At 33.3% G+C, this 13,144-nt stretch carries 13 protein-coding genes and 1 pseudogene; 7 read left to right on the top strand and 7 right to left on the bottom strand.

The window, feature by feature from the left end:
* The first annotated feature begins 21 nt into the window (after nucleotides 1-21).
* Both AsFPU1_RS02065 and AsFPU1_RS02060 read left to right on the top strand, forming a co-directional pair.
* A complete protein-coding gene (locus AsFPU1_RS02065; protein ID WP_124976523.1) occupies nucleotides 22-423 on the top strand; it encodes a rod-capping linker protein CpcD domain-containing protein in 402 nt (133 codons plus the stop codon).
* An 84-nt stretch (nucleotides 424-507) separates the two neighbouring features.
* Complete coding sequence (locus AsFPU1_RS02060; RefSeq protein WP_125061028.1) at nucleotides 508-2,094, top strand: peptide ligase PGM1-related protein; 1,587 nt, start codon at nucleotides 508-510, stop codon at nucleotides 2,092-2,094.
* A gap of 178 nt (nucleotides 2,095-2,272) precedes the next feature.
* Here AsFPU1_RS02060 and AsFPU1_RS02055 read toward each other — a convergent pair whose 3' ends face one another.
* The 4 genes and pseudogenes from AsFPU1_RS02055 to AsFPU1_RS22905 form a co-directional block, all read right to left on the bottom strand.
* Complete coding sequence (locus tag AsFPU1_RS02055; RefSeq protein WP_124973221.1) at nucleotides 2,273-4,216, bottom strand: hypothetical protein; 1,944 nt, start codon at nucleotides 4,214-4,216, stop codon at nucleotides 2,273-2,275.
* 274 nt (nucleotides 4,217-4,490) lie between these two features.
* Nucleotides 4,491-5,915 carry an ABC transporter substrate-binding protein gene (locus tag AsFPU1_RS02050; protein ID WP_124973219.1) on the bottom strand — a complete coding sequence of 475 codons (1,425 nt, stop codon included), beginning with the start codon at nucleotides 5,913-5,915 and terminating at the stop codon, nucleotides 4,491-4,493.
* 60 nt (nucleotides 5,916-5,975) lie between these two features.
* Nucleotides 5,976-7,256: an AAA-like domain-containing protein gene (locus AsFPU1_RS02045; protein WP_124973217.1), complete on the bottom strand. Its 1,281-nt coding sequence runs from the start codon at nucleotides 7,254-7,256 to the stop codon at nucleotides 5,976-5,978.
* 5 nt (nucleotides 7,257-7,261) lie between these two features.
* Nucleotides 7,262-7,591, bottom strand: a pseudogene (locus AsFPU1_RS22905) (AAA-like domain-containing protein).
* A gap of 207 nt (nucleotides 7,592-7,798) precedes the next feature.
* Between AsFPU1_RS22905 and AsFPU1_RS02030 the strand changes: the two are divergent.
* Genes AsFPU1_RS02030 through AsFPU1_RS02020 form a run of 3 tightly spaced genes read left to right on the top strand, consistent with a single transcriptional unit; the run spans nucleotide 7,799 to nucleotide 8,683 of the window.
* Entirely contained in the window at nucleotides 7,799-8,008 is a 210-nt protein-coding gene (locus tag AsFPU1_RS02030; protein ID WP_124973213.1) for a hypothetical protein, read from the top strand.
* A gap of 1 nt (nucleotide 8,009) precedes the next feature.
* Entirely contained in the window at nucleotides 8,010-8,438 is a 429-nt protein-coding gene (locus AsFPU1_RS02025) for a hypothetical protein (protein ID WP_124973211.1), read from the top strand.
* A 50-nt stretch (nucleotides 8,439-8,488) separates the two neighbouring features.
* Nucleotides 8,489-8,683, top strand: a complete 195-nt coding sequence (locus AsFPU1_RS02020; protein ID WP_124973209.1) for a hypothetical protein — start codon at nucleotides 8,489-8,491, stop codon at nucleotides 8,681-8,683.
* A 233-nt stretch (nucleotides 8,684-8,916) separates the two neighbouring features.
* Here the strand turns inward: AsFPU1_RS02020 and AsFPU1_RS02015 are convergent, their stop codons facing one another.
* Nucleotides 8,917-9,693 (bottom strand): HAD family hydrolase, encoded by a 777-nt coding sequence (locus AsFPU1_RS02015; protein ID WP_124973207.1) that lies wholly within the window; start codon nucleotides 9,691-9,693, stop codon nucleotides 8,917-8,919.
* Between the two features lie 9 nt (nucleotides 9,694-9,702).
* Entirely contained in the window at nucleotides 9,703-10,509 is an 807-nt protein-coding gene (locus AsFPU1_RS02010) for a Uma2 family endonuclease (RefSeq protein WP_124973223.1), read from the bottom strand.
* Nucleotides 10,510-10,813: 304 nt separating this feature from the next.
* Between AsFPU1_RS02010 and AsFPU1_RS02005 the strand changes: the two genes are divergently transcribed.
* A complete protein-coding gene (locus tag AsFPU1_RS02005; protein ID WP_124973205.1) occupies nucleotides 10,814-11,155 on the top strand; it encodes a hypothetical protein in 342 nt (113 codons plus the stop codon).
* Between the two features lie 161 nt (nucleotides 11,156-11,316).
* Here the strand turns inward: AsFPU1_RS02005 and AsFPU1_RS02000 are convergent, their stop codons facing one another.
* The gene (locus tag AsFPU1_RS02000; RefSeq protein ID WP_124973203.1) at nucleotides 11,317-11,928 is read right to left on the bottom strand and encodes an IS607 family transposase; all 612 of its coding nucleotides are present in this window, start codon (nucleotides 11,926-11,928) and stop codon (nucleotides 11,317-11,319) included.
* 303 nt (nucleotides 11,929-12,231) lie between these two features.
* Here AsFPU1_RS02000 and tadA point away from each other — a divergent pair, with 303 nt between their 5' ends.
* Complete coding sequence (tadA, locus tag AsFPU1_RS01995; RefSeq protein WP_124973201.1) at nucleotides 12,232-12,735, top strand: tRNA adenosine(34) deaminase TadA; 504 nt, start codon at nucleotides 12,232-12,234, stop codon at nucleotides 12,733-12,735.
* The last annotated feature ends 409 nt before the right edge of the window (nucleotides 12,736-13,144 follow it).

Raw genomic sequence — 13,144 nt, 5'->3', positions numbered from 1 at the left:
TCTATCATTTATATCAATCTTATGAGTAATACTAAAAGCCACAAGTTTGCCATTAAAGTAATAGGATTTTATAGTCAGAACCAGACACCTAAGAGTAATTATACATTAATAGTTCCTTACTCTAATCTTAGCAAAACTTTAAAACAGATTCAACAAAAAGGAGGTAAAATAATTGAAATTGTCGATCTTAATATGACACCTTTGGAAATAGAAGAAATTAATATTTTTAGTAGTAAAAATACCGAAAAAGAAGAAAAAAATATTGAGCTATTACCATTAGTTTCTGTAAACTTGTCATCTGAATCCGTTTTAAAATCTCACAAAAAAAACAAAAATAAAAAGAAATCTAGATTTAATAAAATGAAATGTAAACAGCCAAAAATTGTCTCTAGAAAAAAGAGCAAATATTATCTTTTAGGTTGATAAATAAAAAAGTGTCAAAAGCCCCAAAATGAGTACCGATTAACGTTAAAATAGGAAATAATAGAACAAAAGGTATTGAAAACGATGGAAACTGAAGATTATTTCGTTAATGATCCCATAGAGAAGTTTAATCAGTTACAAAATAAGTTACGAGAATATTGGAAAGAAGTAGATATCTTAGAACAAGATGGTTATGATATTTTAGTAATTCCTTCCTTTAGTATTGACCAACGAGTCGGACAAAAAGTTGAAGGTTTTCTTCATTACGAAGAAAGACTATTATTTTCTTTAATTCGGTTACGCAACCCCAAAACCAGATTAATTTATGTAACTGCACAACCTTTATCTCCAATTATTATTGAATATTACTTACAATTATTACCAGGAATTCCCTTTTCTCACGCCCGTGATCGCTTACTTCTCCTAACAACTTATGATAACTCTTTTAAACCCTTAACACAAAAAATATTAGAAAGACCACGGTTAGTTGAACGTATTCGTCACGCTTTACGGCCTAATAAATCTTATATGGTCTGTTTTAATGGTACATTTCTTGAAGCAGAATTATCAGTCCGTTTAGATGTTCCTTTATTGGCCTCTAGTCCTCAATTAAATTATTGGGGTTCTAAGAGTGGAAGTAGACAAATTTTTCAAGAATGTTATATCCCTCATCCTGATGGTAGTTTACTCTTAAAAACGGTTGATCAATTAGTATTAGAAATCGCTAAATTATGGGAACGTCAACCAGATTTAAAACGTCTTGTTATTAAACTAAATGAAGGATTTTCAGGAGAAGGAAATGCCATTTTAGATTTACGTTGTCTTAGTCATATAGCCCCTGGTAAAGCGAATAATACTGAGAGAATAATTGCTCTAGAAAAAAGTTTAGAATTCTTAAGTTTCCAAGCAAAAGATGAAAATTGGGCTAATTTTTCTAGTAGAATTCCAGAATTAGGTGTCATTGTTGAAGCATTTATTGAAGGAGAAGAAAAGCGATCACCGAGTGTTCAAGGTTATATTAATCCTAAAGGAGAAGTCAAAATTCTATCAACCCATGATCAAATTTTAGGTGGCCCGGACAAGCAAATTTATTTAGGATGTCGTTTTCCTGCTGACAAATCTTATCGATTACAATTGCAAGAATTAGGCTTAAAAATTGGAGAAGCTTTAGCAAAACGAGGGGCAATGGAAAGGTATGGAGTAGATTTTTTGGCAGTCAAAAACCATAATAATAATGAGGAAAGATGGGAAATTCAAGCGATTGAAATTAATCTTAGAAAAGGAGGAACTACCCATCCATTTATGACCCTAAAATTATTAACAAATGGCACTTATGAGCAAAAAACAGGTTTATTTCATACTCAACAAGATCAAGAAAAATATTACATTGCTTCTGATAATTTACAAAAAAAACAATATAATGGTTTACTGCCTGACGATTTAATGGATATTATTGCTCAATATCATTTGCATTTTGATAGTAGTAATAATACCGGAACTGTCTTTCATTTAATGGGGGCTTTATCAGAATTTGGTAAATTGGGTCTAACTTGTATTGGTAATTCTTTAGAAGAAGCTGAAGCAATTTATCAACAAGTCGAAAGAGTTTTAGATAAGGAAACGGATAATAATAAAACTGATTCTAAGCAATTAGGGTTCTACCGAACTTAGTAGGATGTAAAAGGATTACAAATTACAGGCTTAAACCCGGTCGGGTTAAGCTATAGGAACTAAGCCTGGCTACCCAGGCTTAAAATTAGGCTGTGTAGACAGCCTTTGTGCTTATAGAATAAGGCTTTAGCCTGTATTGATTTATTAATTTTACATGACAAGTTCGGTAGAACCGCAATTAGTTATTTAGATTTATTTTATTAACTTGATTCATAAATTCATCCCCTCCTCCTTTTATTTTTAATTTACCTTCTTTATATCCTAAATATATAGGTGATTTATCTTTAGTTTGACTGTTATAAAGAGATAAATTTTTTAACCAATCATGTACTTTCCCGTTACGAAGGATTTTAGGTAAAAGATTTTGCCAATTATAGGTTAATTGTAACACATTTCCGGTTGTGCCATTAAAAGTAACTTCTCCTCTGTCTAATTGTTGTAAATTTAGAGAACTTTTTTGTTTAACTTTTTGTTTAAATTTTTCATAACTACCATGAGACTCTTTTTCTCCTACTTCTAAGGCAAAACCGGAATAATTATTCCCTGTTGTTTCAGCGTGTAAAAATCTTTCTTTGGGGTAAGCTTTATTGATTCTCTCATCATTAACAGTAATTTTTTCATATTTTTTGAGATTAATGGGATGAATAGCTAACCAAGTTTTCTCATAATGAATAAACCAAATATCATGTTCAATTTCTAATTTAGCAGTGTCAGGAATCTGAAAATTAAAGGAAGGAGTAGAAGGAAAAGTTAACCAAATCAAGAGATTTTGATATTGTCCTATTTCATCTCCTGGTTTTTTTCCTGGACTAACAATATTTCCCCCTGTATTAACAGCAAAATAATCAACACCTCTATCTGTATTATAAGCCATTAATTTAAAGGGGGCAACATCTCCATCTGGGAATGTTCCTGCTAAACTTCCCATCTGATAAGTATGTCCAAAAAATTGTGTTTCCCAGTAACCAGGTTGTTGATCATTTCCTGGTTTCCAATTTTCATATAAGGGTTTACTGCTGAAAACTTCAACTGGTTTATTAAAGTTTTTATGGGCTAAATTAATAACTGCTAAGGGGGGACGATAGGCACTGGTAATAAAGAATAAAGTATCTTCTTCAGGATCAGTATTAGATAAAGGTGTATCGTCAAAATATAACCAAAAAGTTCGTGCAGAAGATGAATTTAAAGGTGCATTTCCTGTGCCGTAATCTCGTTTTACTGGGCCACCCCAACCTCCTCTATAATATTTCATAGCAGCCGCAGTAGAAAACCAATCTAAAGCTGCTTTTGCTAATTGTTTGACTTCGGGATCTTTAGCAAAATCATAGAGGTTTAAATAGGAAGCAAAAGTATGTCCATGATATACTTCTGAGTCCCATTCTCCCATACCAATATTATATAATGCCCAGACATATCTTTGAATTTTTTGTTTATAAATTTGGCGTGTTTTCTCATTACCTGTTTCTTCGGCCATCAAGTAAACAGATGTCTCTCTCATTGCCCTTAAATTGTCTGTATTTCGTCCATCTACCCATCTTCCTCTACGACTAATATCCCAGTCTCTCCCCTCACCATTGCCTAACCCATAAACGGGATGGGGACGAGTTAAGGGGTCTTCTTGAGTCCATTTTTTTGCTCCTTCAAACATCCTTTGTTTATAAGCAGGATCAAGATATTTTCCATAGAGAAAATATTTACGAATTTGTCCTTTTAATGTGAAACAATAATAATAGTCAATGCCATCTGTATGTTGATGTTTATCTGCTTCGGGATCTTCTTTTTGTAAAAAGGCGATCGCTTTATCTTGATTACCTGCTAAAAAATCAAACATAGCGCGGGGATAAGAACGTTTTTCATTCTCTCCATAACCATTCCCATAAGTATCTCTATTGGCATAAAAGTTAATAATTGTATTTGCTCTTTCTTGAAATCCTTGTTCTAATTTTGGTGTCCATTGATTGCGAAATTGTTGTTCTATTTGAGGTAAGTTAAGAGCAGAAAATTGACGAAAATAATTAATTTCTTGTGCGGTGATTAAATTATCTTTATAAGAACATCCAATAAAGGTAGTTCCGAAAGTGACTAAGATAAATAATGCTAAAAAAGTCAGATATTTTTTCATTGTTAATCCTTATTTTTTGTGAGTATCATGTCATAGGGGGCGGGTTTATTCAATTTTTTTGTGGGTATCATAAAATACGGGCGGGTTTATTCAATTTTTTTGTGGGCATCATAAAAGAGGGGCGGGTTTATTCAACTTTTTTGTGGGCATCATAAAAGAGGGGCGGGTTTATTCAACTTTTTTGTGGGCATCATAACTCCTGTAAAAAACCCGCCCCTACGAAAACCCGCCCCTACGAAAACCGGCCACTACAGAAAATTTGCATTTTGTCTCCCTACTTAATAATATCAAAGGAATAATCAGAACCTTGTGGTCTATTTTTTCCTCCTTTAATAACTTTAACTAAAACTGGATCAGTATCGCGATCGCCGTTACTAAAAAATCGTAAAGATTCTCCTGATGTTTCTTCTTTTGATAAGTTAGTTTGTTTTAAGTTATTTAATATAGTTTGACGGGTTGCATCTTGTGATAATGCTTTAATAAATGCTTGAGTAGCATCATAACTGGTTGCTGTGCGCCAACTAACTTGTCCTCCCCATCTTTTGTCAGCTATCTTTGCATAAAGATAATTTTCCTTGGCAAACCAAGGAACAGCTAATACTAATCCTTCTACTGCTTTACCATCAAAAGTTAAAGGGTCAGCGTTATATAAAGTATCTCCTCCTAATAGTTTTAAAGGGGTAGATAAGTTATCATTTGCTTGAGCAACTTGTAAAGACATTGTGATGATTTCTTTGTCAGTATTGGGAAATAAAACAATCGCGTCTACTTGATTTTCTAGAGATTTGACTGTTTCTTGTATATTGAAATCGGAAGCACTCATATCGAACGTTGTTACTTCACCTAACCCCTGAAATTCTTTAACAAAAGCATCTTTAAGACTAATACTATAATCATTCTGTTTATCAGTTTTTAAGCTATCTTTTGATGTATAAAAAACAGCGACTCTATTTAGGTTATTCTTAAGAGCATACTTAGCTAAAAAGTTACCTATTTTGATATTAGAAGGAACAGTTCTAAAAAAAACATTACCAAATAAATTAGTGGCGGTACTGGTAGGAGAAATAACGGATAGTTTAACTTTTTCGTATTCGGTTAATGCTGATTTAGTTGCACTACTAGAATTATGTCCAATTACTCCTAAAACTGAGGAATTATTAGATAACTTTTGAGCTACTTTTTGAGCTATAGTTGCATCATTGCTATCATTAACTATAATAATTTCTAGTAATCTATTATTTAATCCTTTTTGATTAAATTTCGTTTGTGCATCAGCGATACCCCGTAACATTGTCTCAGCATTATTTACTTTTGTATCCGCAGGGATTACTGTGGCTAAAATAAACGGAGTTCCCTTGATTATAGCTTCTGTATTATTTAGATAAATTTGCACTTCTGGATCATTACGATCCGCATTGACTGCTTCAGTAAATAGTTCCTTTGCTTGGTCATAATTTTGGGATTTAAAAGCTGTTATACCTTGTTCAGCTTTAGGGTTTGTTTTATTAACAAACAGACGACGATCACCGCTACTAAATCTCTGTTCTAAGGGTATTTCTGGTGATGGTGAAGGAGATGGGATTATAGTAGAACTAGGGATAATAATTGGTTTTAATGCTATTTCCCAAAGCACAATAATAACAGTAACTACTCCGATACCACTTAAAACACCAGAAATAATTTTAAAGTAATTATTCATAAAGATTCCTAGTCTACTGATGAGTTTATTATCAATACGATTTATTATACATTTTTTTGATTAAGGAGGGTTCATTAAAGAAGGATTTTCTTGAGAATTGTCAGTAGATTTTATAAAGATAGGTTCAATCACTTTTTTGTAAACTATAAATAGAATAGCTAATACACCAATAAATGGCAAGACATAATCAAACATAATACTTTTAATTAATTTAATTGTATTCCGTGCGCTGTGTATTTTTTTTTGTTGGTGGAATTCAAACAAAATATTCTCAAAAACATATATATAAATTTTATTATAAATTTCTAATTGATTATTTTTTCTAACCATTAAACCGGATAATCTTAATTCTAAATCGTCTTTAAATGAGTTTCCCTTTATACCTTTTAAAATCGCATTTTTACTATATTTCTCAAAAAAATTAGAATTATCATTAATATGTTTTACTCTTTGATAAATTGTTCTTAAATGAGGAGGATTATCTTGAGATTCCCAATTATTAATTATTTTCCAATTAACTAAATATTCAATATAATATTTTTCTGAAGTTTGATGTATAAAATTAGAATCTTCTTGAATAAATTGACAAATCTTCTGAGTTAAAAAAGGTTGTCCTCCTGTCCACTCTAAAATTTCTTTCATCACTGCTTCAGTATTATCTACTTTGTCTTCTAATCCTTTCCATAAGGGTTTGGTTTCTTTTAATGTAAATCCTTCGAATTCAATCCCTTGACCAATATTAAAAGGTGTTTGAGAATTATTTGACATTAAATCATAGGAACTAGCAACACCAAAAATAGCAAAGGTCAATCCGTTATATTTAGGATCATAAGAACGGCTTTCATAAAATACACGAATTAAGCTAAAAAAATCATCCTTAAAATCAAATTTTATAATACTATCAATTTCATCTAAAAATATAATAACATTCCCTTTTATTTTCTCCAAAATAATATCTGATATAAAAAGTTTAAACCTGTTTATAGGTGCTAAATAATGATAATTATACCACCATAAATTGAGATCTACATCAAGCTTAAAAGTAGAATTTAAACGTTGAATCAATCCAATGTACCATTCTTCACTGTTACTTGTTTGATGTACAATTCCAGTAATATCAATAACTCCACATCTAAACTTGTCTTGTTCTAAACGATTTAAGGTTCTGATCATCAAGCTAGATTTTCCCATTTGTCGAGCATTTAATACATAACAAAACTCTCCCTTCTTCAACGCTTCGTAAAGTTGAATGTCTGCTTTGCGCTCAATATAAGTAGGGTGATTAGGTGGTAAACTTCCCCCTACTTTATAATCATAAGGATGATTGACTTCTGTATTCATATCATCTAGAATGTATAATCCTTAAAGTATAAACTATATAATTCATATCGGGGGTTAATTTGATTATTATTTTTCCTGATGAATCCTAACTCTCTTAATCTAGTTCTTTGATCATTGTTTAGTTGAACCGTTTTATTGCTAGTTACCACACTCTTAAATACATTAATTTAGTCTAAATCTGATTGTTGCTTTAACAGATGTATCTGTTGTCGTAGAAACTCACTATAAAGTCCTGATTCTGTTGATGCTTTGTTTAATATTTCATCTGTATTATCTATTTTTTGAGCTAGTTCTTGGCATAGTAACTTAACTAAATAAGGGTGTCCCCCTATCATGTTTTTTATTTATGGAATTCATTAGTATTGATAGGCTATTACCAAAAGAGACCGAATCTGTCAAAGATTTTGTCCAAGGTACATCTGATAATAAAGAAATTCAGGAAAAAACAAACAAAAATTAGATCAATAAGCACGCTGCTAGATATTCCTTAGTAGCGTATTTTATTGTATAATTAAATTAATTGTAAGATTGTAAAAGCAGCAATGACCAACAAAAATACTATCGAATTCGTCGCTGGAAGACATTCAACTGCACTCATTAACCAACTGGCAGAAGAATTGAACCTGACACCGGAAGAAGTAGTTCAAAAAGGAATTACTTTTATGGCTTTGTATGCAGGACTACGCAGAGAAAACAACGGTCATATCCTTTTACAAGAAGGTAATGACCCCCCTCGCATATTAACTCTTTAAGATGACTTCAGATAATCCTCAAGAAAATCCAGAAACGAAGTCGGTAGGTCTTAGCAACGCTACCGAAAGATACTTACCGAAAACGTCTGATGCTTCAAAAACCGATGATATAAAAGATTTCAAGACCAGACGTTCTGAAGCGCGTAAAGATATAAATAATGCGGTGGCAGCTTTATTAGCATTAGCTTTATGGGCAGTTCTTATCTTCACAATTATACGCCATTTAGAGGCTACTATTAGCTTTTCTAAGCATCTTTTCTCTTCAGATACACCCCTAGAACTCGAAAAAGTTCAAAGTGCAGTGGCAATGGTGAATGATACAGCTAAAACTCTTTATTCTTTTCTAGGAACTTTAGTAACGGCTGTTACCGCTTATTATTTTAAAACATTATTAGACTCATCTAATAATAATGATTCTAAAGATACTTAAATACTAATATTGATCTTGAATTATAATGTAATAGCAAGAGAAAAAACACTATGGAATTCAGTTTAGGCAAGAACTCATCAACAACAGTTGAACAAATCGCTAAACAGCTAAACATGACAGAAGAAGATGTCATGAAAAATGCCCTAGCTTTGATGGCTTTGTATGCCACAATAAAGACAGAGAAACTAGGTCGTCTTGTGCTAGAAGAAGAAAACGGAAACATCCGTGAGTTGATAATTAAATGACAAACCAACCTCAAGATAGCAATCCTTCCCCTATTACAATACAAGGTGGTGATGTGGGAGGGTTGACTATTCCTATCTACCGGACAAGTTATGCTAAATTATCACAAATAATAGACTTTAACTCGTTCATAGTTAAGCTATAGAAACAAAGGTTGCCTACGCAACCTATAATGCCTGTCCGCGCTCGTCGGACTTCGTTTCTATAGGATAAGGCTTTAGCCTTTTATTCATTATTAATTTAGCATAGTAAGTCCGGTAGAACCATTATTATTAACCAAACTATGAGCTAATTCTACATCAAAATAAGTTTTATTTGTCACATTTCCTTGAATAATAGTAAATGGTTTATCTGGTTCTCCTAAATGTTCTAAGACTAAAGTTGCTAGGGAAAAATCATGATATTTGGTATAATTATTAAGAGTAATTATTGTTTTCAATTTAGCTTGATGTGCTGCTTGTAAACCCTGATAAGAGTCCTCAAATACTAAACAGTCAGAAGCTTGTAAATTCATCTGTTGTAAGACATATTGATAAATATCAGGTGAGGGTTTTTTATTAGGAACAATATCCCCCGCCGCTATAACCTCAAACCAGTCAGGATTTAAGTGTTTTTCTAATAAAGCTAAAGCATTGGGTAATGCACTTGTTGTTGCGATCGCTAATTTTATACCCTGGTGATAGGCTTCTTTAATTAAGCGTTTTACCCCTAATCTTAACTCAATTTCTCCTGATGATAATAACTGAAGATAATGTTCAGTTTTTGCTTGATGAAGCTGTGGTATTAAGTTCTCTAAATCTTCCTTGACATTAGGATTATATTGTTGTATGTAATGATAAATTCTTTCTTTTCCTCCAGCAATTTCTAATAATTTACCATAGAGATTTTCTGACCAATTCCAATCTAAACCTGCTTCTAAAAACGCACGGTTAAACGCAATTCTATGACCATCTCTTTCGGTTTCCGCTAGAGTTCCATCTACATCAAAAATTAAAGCTTTTAATGGGGACATAATTAATATTCAAATTAGGTCAATTCCAGCCTCTCGTAGTCGATTTTCTAACTCTTCTAAACGTTTTAAAGCTGCTTCCTTCGCTTCTCGTTCTTGAATAGCCTGTTGTTGTGCTTGAATAGCTTGTTGTTGCGCTTGAATAGCCTGTTGTTGCGCTAACTCCTTCGCTTCTTGTTCCTGTTGAACCCGTTCGGTTCCCCATAACAGTAAATTTCCCTCTTGATTCCACCATCGCAACCAGTAACCCTCTCTATTTTCCCGTTTTCCTGACCAAACCCCTAAAAATAAGCCAATTTCTTCAATCCAATAACGGTTATTCTCATTAGGACTTTGTAACTCATACAGCTTACTATTATCCAAACGATGAACTTCTAGAGTGCCATTATCAGGTTCAAAGATGATATAGTTAGGAACTTGAAGAATTTGCTCATAAAAGAACCATTTGCCAGGGGGAAACGTTCGCTTACTCGAATATTCTATCCCTTCCTTATCAGAAAGAAATTCCATCACAATCATCGGAATTTCCCCTTGGCGATGGGGGGTGTAGCTTCTGATAACCGCTTCTCTGGCTACCGAAATTTGCCCTATATACGCCCAATCAGGGGCTTTTATGACAAATTTGCCATTAAGAGTGGCACAAATGCCGTAATTCGTTGTTGTGAGACAATTTAAGGGAAGTTTTTGCTCTAACTCCAAGCTTTCTGTTAAAGCAGCAGCTAAAGAAGGTTGATTAATATTATCCACAGGTTCATCATCTAAAATGAAGTCTTCGGGGAGTAATTCCCAGGTTATCGTGTCAGAAGATGTTACCAGCATAAAGCCCATGATGATGACAGATACGCTCTCAGTATAGCATTGTTTTTTAGAGGAGTAAGATAAAAATTAAAAGTTTTCAAATGTAATATTTTGTCATTTTTTATGGTATACAAAAAATAGTGACAGAAAGCAAATGTTACAAAAATTCATCAAGATTTAATCACTTGCATTCCTGGTTTTGCTAATGCTAGAATCATAGACAAAAGAAAGCTATTAACACAATTTCCCAGTTATAAGCTTAACATTTCTAGATTCCCCTAAATCCCCCTTTAAAATGGGGACTTTATCAATTTCGAGGTTAATAATGTTTGGTAGACAACAGAAAGACCCTAACCCCTCTGAAACTCCTGAAATTCCTAATATTATGTTCCCCTCCCCAGGAGAAATAGAAGACTCTACCCAAGATAATAGCCAAATCAGTCAAGGGGTTAACCTATCTCAACCTGAACCTGAAATTGTTCAAGTTGTAGAAAAAGTTAGTCGGATTATTTCTCCCTACTTTATCGCTATCGTCGGCTTGATTCTTTCTGAAGATAACTTTTTGCTAGGCTTACTCTTAATTACTGTTGGCATTCTCTCTTTATCCAAGGTTTCTTGGAAAAGCATAACAGCATTTCTCAGGGAGATTAAAGACATCTTTAACTAATGTGCGATCGCCTTTTAGATGAAAATTAATTAGGAGGAAACAGATATCAGTCCATTCCCCCTATCAATTTCTCAAAAAAATGTCTAAACAGAGTCTAAAAAAATAAGTGATTTTAATCGTCAATTAGGGAAAAAACAGTTATCAAAAAAATTACCTAAATTTTAGCTGGATAGACTTTTGGTAATCTGTTGTAGTTGTTTGACTAAGTGAGTGTTGTGGGAGTTACGAGAACCATAGACACGAGTATTAAACAACTGGATGATATCTTGTAAATCGTTGGTTAAATCATCTTCTAAGGCAACTTCATCGGTACTATTAATGATGACGACTTCTACACCAAAAATTTCACAGAGGGTAAATACTAAATCTGCCCCTAATGTTAAAAGTCGATCTTTATGACTTAGCACTAATCGTTCTAGTTTATGATGACAAATTAACTTAATTAAGCGAATAAGTCCTTTACTAGAATAGTCAACACCACTACCACAGTCATTGATAATTTCGCAATTCCAGCCTCTTTCTTGGCAATAAGTTTGCAGTTTGAAAACTTGCTGATTAAGTTGTTCTTCAGACTGGTTAGGGTTAATTCTGGCATAACCAATGGTAGCACTTGCTTTTGTCGTATTATTTAATAACTCATTGCTCTTAAAGCGTCGATGTCCTCCAGGGGTACGAATAGAGCTAATTTTTCCATTTTGATCCCATCGTCGAACGGTTTTGGTGCTAACACCCAAAATTTCGGCAGCTTGTTTAATTGTTAGAAAGCTACTCATAGATCTTGTCTCCAAATAGATAATTTACAAATATTGAGTGATGATGCGAATGCTACTTGTCCCAATTCTTATTTGGTTTTCACAACCACGCCGATTTTCACCCAACTAACTTATCATCAGTTTTTGATTCATAAAATAAGGCAATGTATTCTAAAAGTATCATACTAATGGTAACTTTGTCGGCTCATTATCGTACAAGAAATGTGACAAAACTATACATTTTTAGACAATTAATGCCAATCATTATCAATTTCAAAATTTTTCTCAATCTTGCTCAAATTGACAATAACAAAACCCCTCAAGATGTTTAACTATTTTCATAAGCTTGCTTATGACAATTATTATCATTGGATGGGAGAAGCATTAGCGATCGCTCAAACAGCAGGAGAGTCAGGAGATGTACCCGTAGGAGCAGTTATTGTCGATAATCAAAATAATTTAATCGCTACAGGGGCAAATCGCAAGGAAAGAGACAAAGATCCCACTGCTCATGCAGAAATCCTTGCTATGCGTGCTGCAAGTCAAATATTACAATCGTGGCATTTAAACCACTGTACCCTTTACGTAACCTTAGAACCCTGTCCTATGTGCAGTGGAGCAATTATTCAAGCTCGTCTAGGTTTACTTGTCTATGGGGTCGATGATCCTAAATCGGGGACGATTCGCACTGTGCTAAACTTACCCGATAGTATGGCTTCTAATCATCGTTTATCCGTTATCTCTGGTATTCGAGAACGAGAATGTCGTCAACAGTTACAAGATTGGTTTAGACAAAAAAGAGTGGGGGGTGATGGGGTGATGGGGTGAGGAGGTGATGAATTATGTGGGCTAACTTTTTAGAGTTATTATACAAAAGTTCGTTTTTTGTCAAGCGCACTTTATAAATCTTATTTACAAGACAAAAGTATTAATTAAAAATAGTTAAGTCAAGGGGTTTATTTAGCCGCGATCACAGGATAGGTATAAAACTGAAACTACGGTATAGATAGGATTTCAAGCTATTTTTATGGCAATGGTTACAAGTAGGCCAGTTTTCACTATCATTAGTTTATCACGAAAATATGCAAAATGCCATGATGGGTCAAATTTTGGCAAAATCTCCCAAAAGTGATCATCGATTAAGTTTTGTAACGAAGCTTTTTAGATAAGAATATTAAATCGTTTGGACTTGAATGATAAGTTAAGCAGGGGTTAAATAGGGAAACTTGCTAATTAA

The sequence above is a fragment of the Aphanothece sacrum FPU1 genome, from assembly GCF_003864295.1.
GTDB lineage: Bacteria > Cyanobacteriota > Cyanobacteriia > Cyanobacteriales > Microcystaceae > Aphanothece_B > Aphanothece_B sacrum.
This window is presented reverse-complemented; position numbering and strand designations above follow the sequence as displayed.

Bases quoted from the DNA above. Each gene is read 5' to 3' on its own strand.
- AsFPU1_RS02065 (WP_124976523.1), top strand. From the start codon at position 22: ATGAGTAATACTAAAAGCCACAAGTTTGCCATTAAAGTAATAGGATTT.
- AsFPU1_RS02060 (WP_125061028.1), top strand. From the start codon at position 508: ATGGAAACTGAAGATTATTTCGTTAATGATCCCATAGAGAAGTTTAAT.
- AsFPU1_RS02055 (WP_124973221.1), bottom strand. From the start codon at position 4,216: ATGAAAAAATATCTGACTTTTTTAGCATTATTTATCTTAGTCACTTTC.
- AsFPU1_RS02050 (WP_124973219.1), bottom strand. From the start codon at position 5,915: ATGAATAATTACTTTAAAATTATTTCTGGTGTTTTAAGTGGTATCGGA.
- AsFPU1_RS02045 (WP_124973217.1), bottom strand. From the start codon at position 7,256: ATGAATACAGAAGTCAATCATCCTTATGATTATAAAGTAGGGGGAAGT.
- AsFPU1_RS02030 (WP_124973213.1), top strand. From the start codon at position 7,799: ATGACCAACAAAAATACTATCGAATTCGTCGCTGGAAGACATTCAACT.
- AsFPU1_RS02025 (WP_124973211.1), top strand. From the start codon at position 8,010: ATGACTTCAGATAATCCTCAAGAAAATCCAGAAACGAAGTCGGTAGGT.
- AsFPU1_RS02020 (WP_124973209.1), top strand. From the start codon at position 8,489: ATGGAATTCAGTTTAGGCAAGAACTCATCAACAACAGTTGAACAAATC.
- AsFPU1_RS02015 (WP_124973207.1), bottom strand. From the start codon at position 9,693: ATGTCCCCATTAAAAGCTTTAATTTTTGATGTAGATGGAACTCTAGCG.
- AsFPU1_RS02010 (WP_124973223.1), bottom strand. From the start codon at position 10,509: ATGCTGGTAACATCTTCTGACACGATAACCTGGGAATTACTCCCCGAA.
- AsFPU1_RS02005 (WP_124973205.1), top strand. From the start codon at position 10,814: ATGTTTGGTAGACAACAGAAAGACCCTAACCCCTCTGAAACTCCTGAA.
- AsFPU1_RS02000 (WP_124973203.1), bottom strand. From the start codon at position 11,928: ATGAGTAGCTTTCTAACAATTAAACAAGCTGCCGAAATTTTGGGTGTT.
- tadA (WP_124973201.1), top strand. From the start codon at position 12,232: ATGTTTAACTATTTTCATAAGCTTGCTTATGACAATTATTATCATTGG.